This window comes from Brevundimonas vesicularis, assembly GCF_027886425.1.
GTDB classification, from domain to species: Bacteria; Pseudomonadota; Alphaproteobacteria; order Caulobacterales; family Caulobacteraceae; genus Brevundimonas; species Brevundimonas vesicularis_C.
Window position 1 is genome coordinate 1,203,168 of sequence record NZ_CP115671.1, and the last position, 16,643, is coordinate 1,219,810.

Annotated in this window: 18 protein-coding genes and 1 riboswitch; of the genes, 9 read left to right on the top strand and 9 right to left on the bottom strand. The window is 66.7% G+C overall.

Going from position 1 to position 16,643, the window contains the following annotated elements:
* Window positions 1-25: 25 nt before the first annotated feature.
* Window positions 26-1,573 (top strand): sensor histidine kinase, encoded by a 1,548-nt coding sequence (locus PFY01_RS05990; RefSeq protein ID WP_271042791.1) that lies wholly within the window; start codon window positions 26-28, stop codon window positions 1,571-1,573.
* Here the strand turns inward: PFY01_RS05990 and ispH are convergent.
* Entirely contained in the window at window positions 1,570-2,541 is a 972-nt protein-coding gene (gene ispH, locus PFY01_RS05995; protein WP_271042792.1) for a 4-hydroxy-3-methylbut-2-enyl diphosphate reductase, read from the bottom strand. The genes PFY01_RS05990 and ispH overlap by 4 nt on opposite strands.
* Window positions 2,542-2,792: 251 nt before the next feature.
* Between ispH and PFY01_RS06000 the strand changes: the two genes are divergently transcribed.
* From PFY01_RS06000 to PFY01_RS06020, 5 genes are all read left to right on the top strand, one after another.
* Entirely contained in the window at window positions 2,793-3,152 is a 360-nt protein-coding gene (locus PFY01_RS06000) for an AtpZ/AtpI family protein (protein ID WP_017505296.1), read from the top strand.
* 6 nt (window positions 3,153-3,158) lie between these two features.
* On the top strand, window positions 3,159-3,944 hold the full coding sequence (locus PFY01_RS06005; RefSeq protein ID WP_017505297.1) for a F0F1 ATP synthase subunit A: 786 nt from the start codon (window positions 3,159-3,161) through the stop codon (window positions 3,942-3,944).
* A 58-nt stretch (window positions 3,945-4,002) separates the two neighbouring features.
* Window positions 4,003-4,227: a F0F1 ATP synthase subunit C gene (locus tag PFY01_RS06010; RefSeq protein WP_017505298.1), complete on the top strand. Its 225-nt coding sequence runs from the start codon at window positions 4,003-4,005 to the stop codon at window positions 4,225-4,227.
* A 68-nt stretch (window positions 4,228-4,295) separates the two neighbouring features.
* Window positions 4,296-4,868, top strand: a complete 573-nt coding sequence (locus PFY01_RS06015; protein WP_112861543.1) for a hypothetical protein — start codon at window positions 4,296-4,298, stop codon at window positions 4,866-4,868.
* The gene (locus tag PFY01_RS06020; RefSeq protein WP_017505300.1) at window positions 4,868-5,383 is read left to right on the top strand and encodes a F0F1 ATP synthase subunit B; all 516 of its coding nucleotides are present in this window, start codon (window positions 4,868-4,870) and stop codon (window positions 5,381-5,383) included. Before PFY01_RS06015 ends, PFY01_RS06020 begins: the two co-directional genes overlap by 1 nt.
* Window positions 5,384-5,459: 76 nt before the next feature.
* Here the strand turns inward: PFY01_RS06020 and PFY01_RS06025 are convergent, their stop codons facing one another.
* The 7 genes from PFY01_RS06025 to gcvT form a co-directional block, all read right to left on the bottom strand.
* The gene (locus PFY01_RS06025; protein WP_055753275.1) at window positions 5,460-5,930 is read right to left on the bottom strand and encodes a DUF6789 family protein; all 471 of its coding nucleotides are present in this window, start codon (window positions 5,928-5,930) and stop codon (window positions 5,460-5,462) included.
* A 132-nt stretch (window positions 5,931-6,062) separates the two neighbouring features.
* The gene (locus PFY01_RS06030) at window positions 6,063-6,467 is read right to left on the bottom strand and encodes a PGPGW domain-containing protein (protein ID WP_271042793.1); all 405 of its coding nucleotides are present in this window, start codon (window positions 6,465-6,467) and stop codon (window positions 6,063-6,065) included.
* Window positions 6,468-6,678: 211 nt separating this feature from the next.
* A complete protein-coding gene (locus PFY01_RS06035; protein ID WP_271042794.1) occupies window positions 6,679-7,611 on the bottom strand; it encodes an SDR family oxidoreductase in 933 nt (310 codons plus the stop codon).
* A gap of 66 nt (window positions 7,612-7,677) precedes the next feature.
* Window positions 7,678-9,246: an aminomethyl-transferring glycine dehydrogenase subunit GcvPB gene (gene gcvPB, locus PFY01_RS06040; RefSeq protein WP_420197050.1), complete on the bottom strand. Its 1,569-nt coding sequence runs from the start codon at window positions 9,244-9,246 to the stop codon at window positions 7,678-7,680.
* Window positions 9,247-9,258: 12 nt separating this feature from the next.
* Entirely contained in the window at window positions 9,259-10,605 is a 1,347-nt protein-coding gene (gcvPA, locus tag PFY01_RS06045) for an aminomethyl-transferring glycine dehydrogenase subunit GcvPA (RefSeq protein WP_271042795.1), read from the bottom strand.
* Between the two features lie 135 nt (window positions 10,606-10,740).
* Window positions 10,741-11,106, bottom strand: coding sequence for a glycine cleavage system protein GcvH (gene gcvH / locus PFY01_RS06050; protein WP_271042796.1), 366 nt, complete (start codon window positions 11,104-11,106; stop codon window positions 10,741-10,743).
* Between the two features lie 11 nt (window positions 11,107-11,117).
* Window positions 11,118-12,230, bottom strand: coding sequence for a glycine cleavage system aminomethyltransferase GcvT (gene gcvT / locus PFY01_RS06055; RefSeq protein WP_271042797.1), 1,113 nt, complete (start codon window positions 12,228-12,230; stop codon window positions 11,118-11,120).
* Between the two features lie 143 nt (window positions 12,231-12,373).
* Window positions 12,374-12,471, bottom strand: a riboswitch (glycine riboswitch).
* Between the two features lie 105 nt (window positions 12,472-12,576).
* Here gcvT and PFY01_RS06060 point away from each other — a divergent pair.
* The 3 genes from PFY01_RS06060 (at window position 12,577) to PFY01_RS06070 (ending at window position 15,335) form a co-directional block, all read left to right on the top strand.
* A complete protein-coding gene (locus PFY01_RS06060; RefSeq protein ID WP_271042798.1) occupies window positions 12,577-13,614 on the top strand; it encodes an alpha/beta hydrolase in 1,038 nt (345 codons plus the stop codon).
* Window positions 13,615-13,749: 135 nt separating this feature from the next.
* Window positions 13,750-14,715: a class 1 fructose-bisphosphatase gene (locus PFY01_RS06065; RefSeq protein ID WP_271042799.1), complete on the top strand. Its 966-nt coding sequence runs from the start codon at window positions 13,750-13,752 to the stop codon at window positions 14,713-14,715.
* Complete coding sequence (locus tag PFY01_RS06070) at window positions 14,715-15,335, top strand: nicotinamidase (RefSeq protein ID WP_271042800.1); 621 nt, start codon at window positions 14,715-14,717, stop codon at window positions 15,333-15,335. Before PFY01_RS06065 ends, PFY01_RS06070 begins: the two co-directional genes overlap by 1 nt.
* A 6-nt stretch (window positions 15,336-15,341) precedes the next feature.
* Here the strand turns inward: PFY01_RS06070 and PFY01_RS06075 are convergent, their stop codons facing one another.
* Window positions 15,342-16,604, bottom strand: coding sequence for a type VI secretion protein ImpB (locus PFY01_RS06075; protein ID WP_271042801.1), 1,263 nt, complete (start codon window positions 16,602-16,604; stop codon window positions 15,342-15,344).
* Window positions 16,605-16,643 lie beyond the last annotated feature (39 nt).

Sequence of the window (16,643 nt, forward strand, 5' to 3'; positions counted from 1 at the left end):
GGCGTGGAGCACGTTCAGGATCGCAATGATCCTGATGCTGTCGTCCATTGTCGGAATGGCCGGGGTTCTGGCCATCGTCAGTCGCGGCATCGACGCCCACCAGGCCAGCAAGGAAGAAGGTCTGGTGCGGCTGCGTCTGACCCGCGCGCTGGAGACCATTGGCGAAAACCTGACCACCGCCTCGGTCTGGGACGAGGCCGTCGATCGGATGACGGTGGGCGATGTGGCCTGGTACGACCGCAACTTCGGCGCCTTCTACGCCGCCCAGCACAAGCATCAGTTCACACTGGGTTATGACGGGACCGGGCGGCTGTTTCGCATCAGCACGCTGGGCCGACCGGCCGAGACGCAGGTCGGCGAGCCATTCGGTCAGGCGGCCCGGCCGCTGATCGACGCGCTCCGGGCCGAGGCCGCTGGCCGCGACCGATCGGTCACGGCGGATGCCGGGGTGCGGCTGAAGGCGGCGTTCGTTCGCGTCGGCGACGACGTCTATGTGCTGGGGGCGTCCACGGTCGTGCGGCATACGGCGGGCGGATCGACGCCGGCGTCCGATCCGGTCGTCGCGTCGTTCAAACCGTTCGCCGGCGAGCTCAATCTCTTGCGAACGCGCTTGGCGCTGGACCGGATCCACTTCCAGCCCGGCGATGCAGAGCCGCCCAAGGGCATGATCGGCGTCGATGTGCGCGATGTCGGCGGCGCCCTGTTGGGTCGTGTCGTCTGGGCGCCGGAGCAGCCCGGCTATCAGATCCTGACCAAGGCCGGGCCGCTGCTGCTGCTGCTCTTCATCGTGCTGCTGATCGGCACGGGGTCGCTGCTGTGGAACACGACGGCCGACGTGCGGCGCCTCAAAGCCTCGGAGGTCGCCCTGTCCGCGGCGCTGGAGCGGGCCGAGGCTGCGAACCGGGCCAAGACGCGGTTCCTGTCCAACGTCAGTCACGAACTGCGCACGCCCCTGAACGGGGTTCTGGGCATGGCCGAGATCATAGGGGCCGATCTGGTGACGCCGCAGCAGCGCGAGCGACTGGAAATCCTGAAGGCGTCGGGACGTCAGCAACTGAGGCTGGTCGAGGAGCTGCTAGACGTGGTGCGGCTGCGCGACGGGGCCGTGGCGCTGGAAACCCGACCGTTCCGGCCCGACAACCTGCTGCAGCGGGTCGCCAACGACTTCCGGGGCGCCGCCGAGGCCAAGGGGCTGAAGATTTCGGTCGAGGCCGCCGAAGGCGAGTGGCTGGGCGACCCGGTCCACGTCGAAAAGCTGATGGCGGCGCTGACGGACAATGCGGTGCGGTTTACACGCACCGGCGGCGTGATGCTGCGCGCCGTTGCGGGCGCGGGCCTGGCCTTGGAGGTCGAGGATACGGGGCCGGGCATGGAGCCGGCGGAAGCGGCGCGCCTGTTCGAGGCTTTCACCCAGGGCGATGAAAGCGCGACGCGCACCGCCGAAGGGCTGGGACTGGGATTGACGGCGGCGCACGGTCTGGCGGCTCTAATGGGCGGCAAGATCGAAATCGTCACAGCGCCCGGCGCCGGCAGCACCTTCCGCGTCGTCTTGCCGTTGAAGGCGGTCGCCTAGGCTGTCAGCAGGCGCGGCAGTTTGAAGGTGACGGTTTCGCGCGCGCCGTCGTCTTCGGTCACCGTGGCGTCGAAACGCGCCCGGATGGCGTCGACCAGGGCCTCGATCAGCGGCTCGGGGGCCGAGGCGCCGGCGGTGACGCCGACGGTGTTCACGCCGTCAAACCACGACCAGTCCACCTGGGACGCATCGTCCACCAGATAGGCGGCCGGGGCGCCGGCGCGCATCGCGACCTCGACCAGGCGCACCGAATTGGACGAGTTCTTTGACCCCACGACCAGTACGAGGTCGCAACCCTCGCCCAGCGCCTTGACGGCGTCCTGGCGATTGGTCGTGGCGTAGCAGATGTCTTCCTTGTGCGGATCGGGCAGTTCGGGAAAGCGGCGCTTCAGCACCTTCAGGATGCCCGCCGTGTCGTCCACCGACAGGGTGGTCTGGGTGGCGTAGGCGAGGGGCGCGTCGTCGGGGCGTTCGAACGATTCGGCGTCGGCCTCGGTCTCGACCAGGGTGATGGCGCCGGGCGGCAGCTGGCCCAGGGTGCCGACGACCTCGGGGTGGCCTGCGTGGCCGATCAGGATGATGTGCCGGCCGGCCGCATGGTGACGTTCGGCCTCGACGTGGACCTTGGACACCAGGGGGCAGGTCGCGTCCAGGAAGACCAGTTCGCGTGCCCGCGCCGTCGCCGGCACGGACTTGGGCACCCCGTGGGCCGAGAAGACGACCGGCCGGTCGTCAGGGCATTCGTCCAGTTCCTTGACGAAGACGGCGCCCATGGCCTTCAGCCGCTCGACCACATGTTTGTTGTGGACGATCTCGTGGCGCACATAGACGGGGGCGCCGAACTTTTCGATCGCGCGCTCGACGATCTGGATCGCCCGGTCGACCCCGGCGCAAAAGCCCCGTGGGGTGGCCAACCGCACCGAAAGGGGGCGAAGCGGAGCGTTGGGGACAGGAACATGCGCATTCATGGCGGCGAACCTAGTCGTTTGCGGCGCTGACCGCCATCGGAGCCGAAGGGCGGATGCGACGGATTCTGTCGCCCGCTGCAGCGGCGCATCGTCACGGCGGGCGGGCCTGAATAGAAAGTCGATATTCTACAATGCGTTAGCGCATGATCACGACGCCTTGACCTGTAGGCCGCTCACGATTAGTTTCCGCGCCGAATTCAGACCCGTCCGGACGCACTGTCTGGACGCCGAACGCACAGGTCCTATCCCCCATGTCGGAATCGCGCGAAGAGGCGATCAAACGCCTCCAAGACAGCGCATCCGCATTGGAGGCGCGGACCACGGCGGAGAAATCCGCCGAACTGACCGGCCATCAGGTGTCGGGTCAGGCCTACAAGATTATTGCCGAGCTTCTCGGCGGCGTCTTCGTGGGGCTGGCGTTCGGAGCGATCGCAGACTGGGCCCTCGGGACCCGTCCGTGGGGTTTGATCGGCGGGGTCCTTCTGGGCTTCGCCTTGTCGATTTACATGGCGCGTCGCACAGCCAACCGGCTGATGGCGCAGGCCAAGGCGCAAGGGACGACGGCTCCGGCCGAGCCCTACGTCGAGGCCGACGAAGACGGGGAACGATAGGGCTTCATGGCCGATCCGATTCATCAGTTTGCGATTCAGAAGGTCGTCGACCTTGGCGACGTCACCCTGCCTGTGCTGGGGACGGTCGATCTGGCGATCACCAACTCGCACATCGCCATGACGGTCGCCTTCGTGCTGATCGTCGGCTTCCTGGCCGCCGTGACCGCGAACGCCCAGGTCGTGCCCGGTCGGCTGCAAGCCGCCGGCGAGGGTCTGTTCGGCCTGATCGACAATCTGGCCGATTCCATCATCGGTCACGAAGGCCGCAAGTATTTCCCGTTCATCTTCACCCTGTTCATCCTGATCCTGGGCATGAACATTCTGGGTCTGTTCCTGACCTTCACGGCGACCTCGCAGCTGGCCATTACCGCCACCTTCGCCCTGATCACCTTCGGTCTGGTGCTGGTCGTCGGCTTCGCAAAGAACGGTCTGGGCTTCTTCAAGCTGTTCTGGCCGATGGGTGCGCCGCTGGCGCTGCGACCGGTGGTCGGCCTGATCGAGTTCGTGTCCTTCCTGCTTCGCCCGGTCACCCTGGCGCTGCGTCTGTTCGGCAACATGCTGGGCGGCCACGTCGCGCTGAAGATCTTCGCCGGCTTCGTCGTGTCGCTGGGCCTTCTGGGCCTGGGCGGCGGCATTGGTCTGCTGGCCTTCCCGGTCGCGGCCCTGTCGCTGGGCATGGTCGTCGCCCTGACCGCTCTGGAGTTCCTGGTGGCCTTCCTCCAGGCCTTCGTCTTCGCCGTTCTGGCCTGCATCTATCTGAACGATGTGGTCAACCTGGACCACGCCCACTAAAGGGCCGGACCAGTCTCTTCACCCCAACCACCAACGACTTTAATCTAGGAATACAATCATGGACGCTGAAGCCGCGAAGTACATCGGCGCTGGTCTCGCCACCCTGGGCATGATCGGTTCGGCCCTGGGCGTGGGCAACATCTTCGGCAACTTCCTTGCCGGCGCCCTGCGCAACCCGTCGGCCGCCGCCGGCCAAGTCGGCAACCTGTTCGTCGGCGCCGCTCTGGCCGAAGCCCTAGGCATCCTGGCCTTCGTGCTCGGCATCCTGATGATCTTCGGCTGATATCAGTCGATCACGGCGCGCGGGGTTCGCCCGCGCGCCGCTTCATCTGATCCTGCAGTAGACGGTTCATGGCCAGCACCCACACCATCGACGCGGTCCCGCCTTCGGTCGAAGCGGACCTGCACGCCGAGACGGCGACCCCCGCCGAGCACGGCTCGGGCGGCCTGCCGCAATTCCAGTTCGAGCACTGGGCGGGCCAGATCGGCTATCTGCTGATCCTGTTCGTCATCCTGTATGTTCTGGTTTCCAAGGTCTTTGCGCCACGCCTTCGCAAGGTGATGGACGAACGGGCCGACACCATTTCCACCGCCGTTGCGACCGCGCGTCAGGTTCAGGCTGAAGCCGCCGACCAGGCCGCCCAAGCTCAGGCGGAAGTCGCCAAGGCTCGCGCTGACGCCCGCGCCACGGCCGCCGCCGCCAAGGCGCGCGTGACCGAAGAAGCGAACGCCCGTCAGGCCGCCGAAGAAGCCGTGGTCAACGCCCGCATCGCCGAGGCGGAAGCCTCGATAGGCAAGACGCGCGACGCCGCCATGGCCAATGTCTCCACCATCGCCTCCGACACGACCGCCGCCATGGTCGAGCGTCTGACCGGCAAGGCCGCGACCGCCGCCGAGCTGGCCGCCGTCAAGGGAGCCGCCTGATGAACCTGATCTTCGAACACGGCATCTGGAGCTTCGCCAATGCGGAGATCTGGGTCGGCATCGGCCTGATCATCTTCTTCGGCATCCTGATCGCCGCCGGCGTGCCCAAGATGGCCGGCAAGGCGCTGGACGCCAAGGCAGTCAAAATCCAGGCCGACCTGGACGAGGCCGCTCGCCTGCGCGCCGAGGCCGAAGCCCTGCTGGCCCAGATCCGCAAGGAGAAGGCCGAGGCTGAAGCCCAAGCCGCCGAGATGATGGCTCAGGCCGAAGCCGACGCCCGTCGTCTGGAAGTCGAGACCAAGGCCAAGCTGGAAGAGACCCTGGCCCGTCGTCAGAAGATGGCCGAAACCCGCATCGCCCAAGCCGAAGCCCAGGCCTCGGCCGAGGTGAAGGCCGCCGCCGCCGATCTGGCCGCCAAGTCGGCGGAACAGGTTCTGGCCGCGCGCCTCGCCAGCGGCGCCAAGGATCCGCTTCTCGACAGCGCCATCGCCCAGATCGGCGATCGCCTGAACTGATCAGGGTCGATCCTGAATGAAACAAGGCCCCCGACGTCGCCGTCGGGGGCCTTTTTCTCGGGCGATCAAGTCGTGATCAGTGGGCGTGTGCGCCGCCGATGATGGTCGCGCCCATCCGCTTGTCGCGCGCCACCAGCCGGGCGTAGACGTTGCCCAGCACAATGCCGAAGACCGCATGGGTGATCAGCAGCCAGGCGAAGGTGCCGAAGCCCGCGCCGGCCGTGAAGGTGCGGTAGTTCCCGAACATCACGATGGCCGCCATCATGAGGATCCAGGCGCCGACGGCGAAGACGATGCCCTTGGTCTCGGGCGTGTCCGTCGGCAGGCGGGGACACAGGACGGCGAACAGCGGCCCCAGGATGAAGACGCCGCTGATGACATGGACCACCCAGCCGACGGCCAGATTGCCGGGCATGCCGATCATGCTGGCGATGACCCCCTGGAAGGGATCGAACCAGTTCAGGAACATATTGGGTATTTCGAGCAGTGAGACGGCCACGGTCGCCGCAACGCCGGCGATCAGACCTTTTTGTACGCGTGACATCATGACCTTAGCGCCTCCCAACGCCTAAGTGGTTCTCTGATAACGCGCAGACAGGATACGCCTGACTTGAGAGAGCGGTGTTCACGATCCTGTGGTTAGCGGTTGCAGCAACGCAACCGCGAAATCAGGCGGTGACTAGCGGAAGAGTTTGCGGAAATAGCGCCGAACGCTCTTGCGGCCGCGCGAGAGGCGACGGCTGGACCGCTTGGTAACGATCTTTTCGGCCCGCAGCGCCTGTTGCCAGAAGACCGGTGCGAACTCGGGCTTCTTCCGCATCAGGCGACGGAAGGGATAGACCCATTTCGGCCGCGCATATTGGGCGCGAATGAACTGGCGCTTGGCCCAGAACGAGCTTTTCAGAATCAGCATCAGGCCGACGGCGATGACGGGAATGCCGCCCGGGCCGGGCAGGGGGGCGATCAGAATGCCCAGCAGCACGACGAACAGACCGCCGATCATCAGCGCCCAGCGCTTGACGACCCGCAGCGTCGAGGCGCGCGGTCTGTCTGGGCGGACGAAGGGAACGGGGAGTGAGGTCACGAATACGCCGGATGGGGAGGAGGATCGTCATGACAACGGTCGCCACGGACGCGCGATCCCTCGTCGGGAAAGGAAAAGGCGACCGTGACGACCTTGCCACAAGACCCCTTAACGCCCTGCGTCCATGGCGGATGGATGTCCGGCGGGTGAAGCTTTGGTCATGAAGAGACGATCTCTCCGCGTCGTGTCGCGACGGACACGCTCCGCGCCGTCAGCCGTAGGTCACGCCCGTCAGACGCTCTGATTCCGCCCAGAGACCCCTGGCCACATCAGCGTCCTTGGCCTGGCGCTTGATCGCCGCAACGCCGGGCGGGCCTTTCATCTCCTGAAAGCCGGTGGGGCCGTAATAGCCGCCGGGCGTCGGGTCCGGCAGGGTCGCGGCCATCAGGATCGGCAGGACGCCGTCCGCAGCCGAATGGCTGAGCACGGCCTCCAGCAGCCGGGCGCCGCGCGCGAACAGGCCGGGCTTGCCGGCATGGCCGTTGGCGATCAGGTCGGTTCGGGCGAAGCCGGGGTGGGCCGCCACGCTGATCAGGCCCCAGCCGTGGGCGTCGCTGCGGCGCTGAAGCTCCAAGGCGAACATCAGCATGGCCAGCTTGGACTGCTGATAGACCGGCCAAGGACGGTAGTGGGTTTGATAGTTCAGGTCGTCCAGGCGGATATGGCCGCTGCGGTGGGCGACGCTGGACAGCTGGATCACGCGGGCCCCTCCTCTGTTGGAATGGGCAGCCGTCAGCAGGGGCAGCAGGCGGCCGACTAGGGCGAAGTGGGACAGGTAGTTGGTCCCGAACTGCATCTCGAACCCGTCGACGGTCGTCTGGCGCGTCGGCAGGGCCATGACGCCCGCATTGTCGATCAGGATGTCGATGGGGCGTCCCGTCGCCAGATACTGCTCGGCGAAGGCCCGGACGGAGGCCAGGCTGGCGAGGTCCAGCAGTTCGAACCGCACGGCCGCATCCGGATGACGAGACCGGATCAGCCGTTCGGCCTCGGCCCCCTTGGCGGGATTGCGGGCCGCCAGCACGACCTCGGCGCCCTTGCCGGCCAGCACCAGGGCGGTCTCCAGCCCCAGCCCGCCGGTCGCGCCGGTGATGATGGCCAGTCGGCCGGATAGGTCGGGGATGTCGTTCGTCGTCCAGGTCATGGCCATGACCTAGCGATGGATCAGCCCCGCGTCAGCCCCTTCCCGCAGGAAGGGGCGACTAAGGGGTCAGGCCGCCTTGTTGGAGCCTTCCGGCGCGGTCCAGCGCAGAACCGGCGAACGGGCCGCGCGGGTTTCGTCCAGACGTTTCAGCGGCGCGTGGAAGGGCGCGCCCTTGAAGCGGTCGACGTCGCCGGCCTTGGCTGCCCCGGCCAAGGCGCGCATCGCCTCGATGAAGCGGTCCAACTCGGCCTTGGACTCGGTCTCCGTCGGCTCGATCAGCATGGCGCCGTGGACGACCAGAGGGAAATACATGGTCATCGGGTGGAAGCCCTCGTCGATCATCGCCTTGGCGAAGTCGAGCGTGGTGATGTCCGTGCCCTTCAGCCATTCGTCGTCGAACAGGGCCTCGTGCATGCAGGGGCCGTCGGGGAAGGCGGACGACATCAAATCACCGAGCCGGGCCTTGATGTAGTTGGCGTTCAGTACGGCGTCCTCGGCGACCTGACGCAGGCCGTCGGCGCCGTGCGACATCATGTAGGACAGGGCGCGGGTGTACATGCCCATCTGGCCCTGGAAGGCGCATAGACGGCCAAAGGCTTGCTCGGCCTCGTCCTCCTCGCGCTCGATCAGGCGGTAGCCGCCGTCGTCATGCACGACCCAGGGGGCGGGGGCGAAGGGGGCCAGGGCTTCGGACAGGACCACCGGACCCGCGCCCGGACCGCCGCCGCCGTGGGGCGTCGAGAAGGTCTTGTGCAGGTTGATGTGCATCGCATCGACGCCAAGGTCGCCCGGACGAACCCGGCCGACGATGGCGTTGAAGTTGGCGCCGTCGCAGTAGAAATAGGCGCCGGCCTCATGCGTCAGGCGGCTGATCTCCAGGATGTCGCGCTCGAACAGGCCGCAGGTGTTGGGGTTGGTCACCATGATGGCGGCGACGTCGTCACCCAGCTTGGACGCCAGGTCAGCGACGTCCACGCGGCCGTCTTCGGTCTGCGCCACTTCGACCACCGAATAGCCGACGAAGGCGGCAGTGGCGGGGTTGGTGCCGTGGGCGCTGGTGGGAACCAGAACCTTGCGGCGCTTCTCATGCTGACCCGAGGCCTCGTGGGCGGCGCGGATCGCCATCAGACCGCACAGTTCGCCGTGGGCGCCGGCCTTGGGCGACAGAGCGACGGCGGGCATACCGGTCAGGGTCTTCAGCCAATGGGCCAGGGTGTCCATCAGCTCCAGCGCGCCCTGAACCGTCGAGATCGGCTGCAACGGGTGGATGTCGGAGAAGCCGGGCAGGCGGGCCATCTTCTCGTTCAGGCGTGGGTTATGCTTCATCGTGCACGATCCCAGCGGATAGATGGCCAGGTCGATGGCGTGGTTCTTCTGGCTCAGACGCACATAGTGGCGCATGGTTTCCGGCTCGGACAGGCCGGGCAGGCCGATCGGATCCTTGCGGACGAGGTCGCCCAGGTCAGAGCCGTTCGTCTTGGGTTCCGGCAGATCGACGCCGGTCTTGCCCCAGCCTTCCCCCTCGAAGATCAGGGCTTCGTTCTGCAACAGGCCGCGGCCGCCGGTCAGGGTGGCGGGCTTGGTCTGGACCTGGTTCGGGGCGGTCGGGCGGCCGACGGTGTTCATGGTGCTCATGGTCAGTATCCCTTACGCGCCGAGGACTTTGGAGAGCGACTTGGCGAGGATCTGGATGTCGGCATCCAGGGTCGTCTCGGTCGCGGCGACCAGCAGGACATCGTCCATGCCGGCGTCGGGGACCAGGCGGCTGTAGGGCACGCCAGCCAGGACGTGATGGGCGGCCAACTGATCCACGACCTCGGCCGCGTTCTTGGGCAGGCGCACCGCGAACTCGTTGAAGAAGCGGTCGGTCAGGATTTCGACGCCCGGAATGGCGGCCAGGGCGTCACGCGTGGCGACGGCCTTTTCGTGGTTCAGCAGGGCCAGCTTGCGCAGGCCCGTCTCGCCCAGCAGGCTCATGTGGATGGTGAAGGCCAGGGTGCACAGGCCCGAGTTGGTGCAGATGTTCGAGGTCGCCTTGTCTCGGCGGATGTGCTGCTCGCGCGTGGACAGCGTCAGGACGAAGCCGCGCTCGCCGTCGGCGTCCACAGTCTCGCCGGTCAAGCGGCCGGGCATCTGGCGGATCAGCTTCTCGCGCGTGGCGAACAGGCCGACATAGGGGCCGCCGAAGTTCAGGGCGTTGCCGATCGACTGGCCTTCGGCCGCGACGATGTCGGCGCCCATCTCGCCGGGCGACTTCAACAGGCCCATCGACACGGCCTCGGTGACCACAACGATCAGCAGGGCGCCGGCGGCGTGGGCGGCCTCGGCGATCTTGGTCACGTCGGTGGCCGTGCCGAAGACATTGGGGGTCTGGACGACGACGCAGGCGGTGTCGGGACCGATCTGGTCGATCACGGCGGCCTCGGCGTCCACGGCGGCGGGCAGGGCCAGGGTTTCGACGCCGACGGCGTGAACCACGGTCTCGGTCGCCTTGATGTAGTGCGGGTGCACGCCGCCCGAGATCACCGCCTTGTTGCGGCGGGTCACGCGGGTCGCCATCAGCACGCCCTCGGCCATGGCGGTCGAACCGTCGTACAGGCTGGCGTTGGCGACCGGCATGCCGGTCAGGTTCGCGACCTGGGTCTGGAACTCGTACAGGTACTGCAGCGTGCCCTGCGCAATTTCCGGCTGGTAGGGGGTGTAGCTGGTCAGGAACTCCGAGCGCTGGATCACGTGGTCCACCGTCGCCGGGACGTGGTGCTTGTAGGCGCCTGCGCCGCAGAAGAAGGGCACAGCGCCGGCCGTGGCGTTCTTGGCCGCCATGGCGGACAGGGCGCGCTCGACCTCCAACTCACCCGCGACGCGCGGCAGATCGACGGGGCCGTCCAGACGGGCGGCCTGGGGCACGTCCACGAACAGATCGTCGATGGATTTCGCGCCGATGGCGGCGAGCATCGCCGTGCGGTCGTCGGGCGTCAGGGGGAGGTAACGCATATCCGGTTCCTTGCATCCGTCATCCTCGGGCTTGACCCGAGGACCAGATGTTGTGCGGCTCGTGCGTCGAAGGCTTCGCACGAGTGGTTGATCGTCCGGCCCTCGGGTCAAGCCCGAGGGTGACTGAGTTTAAACTTAGAGGGTTTTCAGGAAATCGTCGTAGGCCGCCTGGTCCATCAGAGCGTCCAGTTGCGAGGCGTCCGAAACCTTGATCTTGGCGAACCAACCGTCGGCCTCGGCTGCCGAGTTAACGGTTTCCGGGGCGGTCGACAGGGCGTCGTTCGCCTCGACCACTTCGCCCGAGACGGGGGCGTAGACGTCCGACGCCGCCTTGACGCTCTCGACCACGGCGAAGCTGTCGCCCTTCGAGACGGTCTTGCCGACTTCAGGCACTTCGACGAACACAACGTCGCCCAGGGCGTCGGCGGCGTGTTTGGAGATGCCGACGGTGGCGATGTCGCCGTCAAGGCTGACCCACTCGTGATCCTTAGTGAACTTCATGGTCTGATCTCTCAGGCTTTGGGTTTGCGGTAATAGCGTTGGGCCACGAAGGGCATGGCGACGACTTCGGCGGCGGCGGTCTTGCCGCGCACGATGACCTTCAGCTCCGTGCCCAAGGCGGCATGGGCCGGCGGGACGTAGCCCATGGCGATATTCTTGCCCAAGGTGGGGGAGGGGCCGCCAGAGGTGACCTTGCCGATCACGGCGCCGTCGGCGTCGGCGATCTCGGCGCCTTCACGGGCCGGGGCGCCTTCCTTGACGATCAGACCGACGCGAACGCGCGAGGGGCCGTCGGACAGTTCCTTGAGGATACGGTCTGCGCCGGCGAAATCGGCGCGTTCTTTGCGCGACTTGGAGAGGGCGAAGGTCAGGGCGCCTTCGACCGGCGAGGTCGTCGGGTCGATGTCGTGGCCGTGCAGCGGCAGGCCGGCTTCCAGACGCAGGCTGTCGCGGGCGCCCAGGCCGATCGGCTTGACGCGGTCGTCTTCCAGGATCGTGTTCCAGATGCGCTCGGCCTGGTCCGCCGGGACCGAAATCTCATAGCCGTCTTCGCCGGTGTAGCCCGAGCGCGAGACGTAGCAGTCGGCGCCGAACAGCATCAGACGGGCGCATTCCATGAAGCCCATTTCGGCCAGGATCGGCTCGTGCGCGGCCATGACCTCGGCGGCTTCCGGCCCCTGGATGGCGATCAGCGCGCGGTCCAGCACCGTCAGCTTGGCGTCGCTTTCGAGGTTGGCTTCCCAGAAGGCGAAGTCCTCGTCCTTGTTGCCGGCGTTGACGACGACGAACAGGCCGTCGTGATCCGGCCGGCCGGCCATCAGGTCGTCGATGATGCCGCCGTCGCCGTTCAGCAGGAGGGAATATTTCTGTTTGCCGGCCTTCAGGATCGCATAGTCGCCGGGCACGAACCGCTCGAACTGGGCGGTCGCATCCTCGCCGGTGATCTTGCACTGGCCCATGTGGGAGACGTCGAACAGACCGGCGTGTTCCCGCGTCCAGCGATGCTCGGCCAGAACACCTTCGTACTGGACCGGCATGTCATAGCCGCCGAACCCCACCATGCGGGCGCCCAGCGCGCGGTGCGCGGCGTTCAGGGGCGTGGTCTTCAGGGTCTGGTCGGTCATGGTTCAGGCTTTCACGGTCGCGTGTTGTGGCGGAGCTCCGCCGTCCTCGCGCCCCCGCTGTCCTGAAGCCTGAGAGATTCCGGCGACCAAATCATGTCGCCTTGCTCCGTCGGCGCGCCCGAATGGGCGACTTTCCAGCGTCCGTATGCTTCGCGGTCCGTTTGCCTGAGCGTTTCCGGGGCGGTTGCGCCTTCGGCGTCGAACCCTGTTTCCAGCGCCCGATCTCTCCCGCGAGAGCCTGCGACCTAAGGCATCGACTCAAGCGCCAAGTCAAGCGGGCCGGGAACAAGGATGCGCGCGGCGGGTTGTCGTTGCGGACCCCGAAACCAGACCCAGGAATGCTAAAATGTCCATTATAGACAAGCTGTTCGGCGACAACGACAAGCCGCGCGACACGCCCGCCAAGGCCGATGGCCCGATGCAGAAGGTGCTGGACGAACTGGCGTCTCTCGGCGGCAAGCCGATCGAGACCCTGTCGCCCGAGGAGGCTCGCCAGCAACCGACCCCGACTGACGCGGTGAAATCGCTGCTGCGCAAGGACGGCAAGGACCCCAGCGACGACATGGGCGTCAAGACCAGAGACATCACCATTCCCGGCGCCACCGGCCCCATTCAGGCGCGCATCTACAAGCCGCACGACCATTCCGAAGACAAGCTGCACCCGGTCGTCGTCTATTTCCACGGCGGCGGCTTCGTGATCGCCGATCTGGACGTCTATGACGGCGGCCCGCGCGGCGTGTCCAAGATGGCCGATGTGATCGTGGTCTCGGTCCATTATCGCCAGGCCCCGGAACATCATTTCCCCGCCGCCCACGACGACGCACTGGCCGCTTATCGCTGGGTGCTGGAGAATGCGCAGACCTTCCGCGGAGACCCGCAAAAGGTGGCGGTCATGGGCGAAAGCGCAGGCGGCAACCTGGCCATCGGCGTGTCGATGATGGCGCGCGACGCCGGCCTGCCGGCGCCCAAACATCAGGTGCTGGTCTATCCGGTCGCCGGCGTAGACATGGACAATGAGTCCTACGTCGAGAACGCCGACGCCAAGCCGCTGAACAAGCCGATGATGAAGTGGTTCGTGAAACACATCTTCGCCAACGAGGCCGATGCTCAGGACCCGCGCATCAATATCGTCGAGAAGGCGAACCTGTCGGGCCTGCCCTCGACGACGGTGATCTGCGCCGAGATCGATCCGCTGCGCACCGAGGGCGAGCTGCTGGCCGAGAAGCTGGAGCAGGCGGGCGTCGATGTGCGTCACAAGACCTTCCACGGCTCGACGCACGAGTTCTTCGGCATGGCGGCGGTCGTGCCAGATGCGGGGGCGGCCCAAACCTTCGCCGCCCACGAACTGAAGCGGGCGTTCGGTACGGCGATCCTGCCGATCTGATCCAACGAGACGCCGAAAGATAAGGAAGCGCCCCGGCTTTCGCCGGGGCGTTTTCGTTGGCGCCTCGCCCTGCCGCCTTGCCCTGGGGCCTGTCCCCCGCCAAAACGGCGCAACGCCCAGAACCGGACCGACTGCATGACCCGCACACGCCTTGACGCCCATATCGCCGCCCTGGATGCGCCCGAGGGGCTGAAGACGGTTCTGACCGTGGTCGCCGCCACCTGCGCGGACATCAGCAAGGTCGTTGCGGGCGGGGCGCTGGCCGGGGCGCTGGGCGCATCGGGACAGATCAACGTGCAGGACGAGGAGCAGAAGAAGCTCGACGTCATGACCAACGACATGCTGACCGAGGCCCTGCTGGCCAGCCCGGCCGTCGCCGGCGTCGCGTCGGAAGAGATGAACGAGGTCCAGCCGGCCTCCAATCCGGCCGGCGACTATCTGGTGCTGTTCGACCCGTTGGACGGCTCGTCCAACATCGACATCAATGCGCCCGTCGGCACCATCGTCTCGGTGCTGAAGTCCGCGACGGCGACGCCGACCGAGACTGATTTCATGCAGCCCGGCCGCAATCAGGTCGCCGCCCTCTACGCCGTCTATGGACCGCAAACCATGCTGGTGCTGACGACCGGCGCGGGCGTGAAGGGGTTCACGCTGTCGAACGACGGCGACTGGATCGTGACCCACGACGACATCGCCATTTCGCCGGACACCAAGGAGTTCGCCATCAACATGTCGAACCTGCGCCACTGGGCCGAGCCGGTGCAGACCTATGTCGGCGACCTGCTGAAGGGCGAAGAGGGGCCTCGGGCCAAGAACTTCAACATGCGCTGGGTCGCGGCCATGGTCGCGGATGTTCACCGCATCCTGATGCGCGGCGGGGTCTTCCTCTATCCCTGGGATCGGCGCGAGCCGAACAAGCCGGGCAAGCTGCGGCTGATGTACGAAGGCAATCCGATGGCCTTCCTGGTCGAGCAAGCGGGCGGCAAGGCGACGACGGACGGACGCCAGGCCATTCTGGACGTGCAGCCCGAGTATCTGCACCAGCGCATCCCCGTCGCGCTCGGTTCGGCCAACGAGATCGACGCCTACGCAGGCGTCTGATGAGCGCCGCCCTTTTGGTCATCGATCCGCAGAACGACTTCTGCGAAGGCGGCCGTCTGGCGGTGGCGGGCGGCGCGGGCATCATGCCGCTGATCAACCGGCTATCGGCTCGGTTCGACCGGGTGATCGTGACGCAGGACTGGCATACGCCGGACCAGATCTCTTTCGCCTCGAACCACCCCGGCGCGGCGCCCTTCACCGAGATCAAGGTCGCCTACGGCCGTCAGATGCTGTGGCCGGATCATTGTCTTCAGGGCATGCCCGGCGCCGACTTTCATCCCGATGCAGCGCCGACGGTCGAGAAGGCCATGGCCGTGATCCGCAAGGGGTATAATCCGGCGGTCGACAGCTATTCCGGCTTCTTCGAGAACGATCACCGCACGCCGACGGGGCTGGCCGGACTGCTGCGCGAACTGGGCGTGACGCGCGTCTTTCTGTGCGGCCTGGCCTTCGACTACTGCGTCCGTTTCACGGCCGAAGACGCGGTGCGCGAAGGGTTTGAAGCCGTGGTGATCACTGACGCCAGCCGGGCCATCGCGCCGCAGACCGAGGCGGCGGCCCAAGACAGTTTCCGGGCCTTGGGCGTCGCGGAGATCGCGGCGGAGTCCCTGCTGAGCTAGCTTGGTTCACTCCCAAAAATCCTCGGCCTCGGGGATGCGGGTGAAGGCGATCTTGGCGCCGATATAGTCGGGCAAGCCGGCCTTGGGGCCGATGCTGACGGTGTCCTTGCCATAGCGGCGGTTCAGCGCATCCAGCGCCTGGGAAAGGCGAAGAGACGGAGCCTCGCCATCCTGATCCGGGCCGGCGGCGAATAGGTCGGTCTCAAAAGCGTCGCGGGATTTCAGGCCGTGCACCCCGACCCCGACATAGCTCAGGCGTCCCGCCTCCAGCTCCGGCTCGACCTTGCGCCACAGACTATCGAGCGCGGCCAGAAGGGCGAAGGTGTCCTGCGTCGGCGCGATGGGACAACTCATCGCCGCCGTTTCCCAGCCGCGACGACCGCTTCGGGGCGTCGCCTTCGGCCCCATGTCCAGATGCAGGGTCAGGCTGGCGCCGGTCAGACCCATGCGGCGCAGGCGGGCTCCGCACTTGACCACCAGCCGCCGCGCAACGGCCCGCGCCTTGTCCGGGGTCCGCATGGCCTGGGCCAGAACGTGGCTGTGGCTGATCGAGGCGGGCGGTTTGTCCGGGGTCGGCTCGCTGTCCAGACCGTGCAGGCCGCGCCAGATGCGTTCGCCCTCGATGCTGTTCCAGACCGCGCGCGCTTGTTTCGCGCTCATGTTCCAAAGGCCGGCCGTGTCGGTGACCCCCGCCGCCTGCAACCGGATCTTCATGCGCGAGCCGATGCCTGGATATTTCGACAGCGGCAGGTCCAGCAGGGGGCCGGGCAGCTCGTTGGCGCGCAGCACCGTCAACCCGGCGGGCTTCTGCATGCCGCAGGCGGTCTTGGCCAGGAAACGCGACGGCGCCAGCCCGACGGACGACCGCAGACAGTCGCCGACGTTTTGCAGGATGCCCGCCTGAATGCGTCGGGCCAGGGCGACGGCGTTCGCCTCCAGCCGTTCCGGCCCCAGCAGTTCGCACGAGCATTCGTCGATCGAGCCGACCTTCCACACCGGAACATGGCGGTCGATCTCGGCCATGATCTGCTGATGGATTTTGACATAAAGGTCGGGGCGCGCCTCGGCGACGATCAGGTCGGGGCACAGTTTGCGCGCCTCGGACACCCGCATCCCGGTATGAACGCCCCAGGCCTTGCTCTCATAGCTGGCGGCGATGGCGCCGGTGTATTCGCTCTCAGCCGGCCGCACGATGACCGGCTTGCCCCGCCAGTCCGGGTTCATCTGCTGTTCGACGCTGGCGAAGAAGGCGTTCAGATCAACGAACAACCAACGGAGGTTCGCCTCGTCTTCCACCGGTGATCCTGT

Coding starts and splice junctions, on each gene's coding strand:
- PFY01_RS05990 (WP_271042791.1), top strand. CDS start 26: ATGATCCTGATGCTGTCGTCCATTGTCGGAATGGCCGGGGTTCTGGCC.
- ispH (WP_271042792.1), bottom strand. CDS start 2,541: ATGAATGCGCATGTTCCTGTCCCCAACGCTCCGCTTCGCCCCCTTTCG.
- PFY01_RS06000 (WP_017505296.1), top strand. CDS start 2,793: ATGTCGGAATCGCGCGAAGAGGCGATCAAACGCCTCCAAGACAGCGCA.
- PFY01_RS06005 (WP_017505297.1), top strand. CDS start 3,159: ATGGCCGATCCGATTCATCAGTTTGCGATTCAGAAGGTCGTCGACCTT.
- PFY01_RS06010 (WP_017505298.1), top strand. CDS start 4,003: ATGGACGCTGAAGCCGCGAAGTACATCGGCGCTGGTCTCGCCACCCTG.
- PFY01_RS06015 (WP_112861543.1), top strand. CDS start 4,296: ATGGCCAGCACCCACACCATCGACGCGGTCCCGCCTTCGGTCGAAGCG.
- PFY01_RS06020 (WP_017505300.1), top strand. CDS start 4,868: ATGAACCTGATCTTCGAACACGGCATCTGGAGCTTCGCCAATGCGGAG.
- PFY01_RS06025 (WP_055753275.1), bottom strand. CDS start 5,930: ATGATGTCACGCGTACAAAAAGGTCTGATCGCCGGCGTTGCGGCGACC.
- PFY01_RS06035 (WP_271042794.1), bottom strand. CDS start 7,611: ATGACCTGGACGACGAACGACATCCCCGACCTATCCGGCCGACTGGCC.
- gcvPB (WP_420197050.1), bottom strand. CDS start 9,246: ATGAGCACCATGAACACCGTCGGCCGCCCGACCGCCCCGAACCAGGTC.
- gcvPA (WP_271042795.1), bottom strand. CDS start 10,605: ATGCGTTACCTCCCCCTGACGCCCGACGACCGCACGGCGATGCTCGCC.
- gcvH (WP_271042796.1), bottom strand. CDS start 11,106: ATGAAGTTCACTAAGGATCACGAGTGGGTCAGCCTTGACGGCGACATC.
- gcvT (WP_271042797.1), bottom strand. CDS start 12,230: ATGACCGACCAGACCCTGAAGACCACGCCCCTGAACGCCGCGCACCGC.
- PFY01_RS06060 (WP_271042798.1), top strand. CDS start 12,577: ATGTCCATTATAGACAAGCTGTTCGGCGACAACGACAAGCCGCGCGAC.
- PFY01_RS06065 (WP_271042799.1), top strand. CDS start 13,750: ATGACCCGCACACGCCTTGACGCCCATATCGCCGCCCTGGATGCGCCC.
- PFY01_RS06070 (WP_271042800.1), top strand. CDS start 14,715: ATGAGCGCCGCCCTTTTGGTCATCGATCCGCAGAACGACTTCTGCGAA.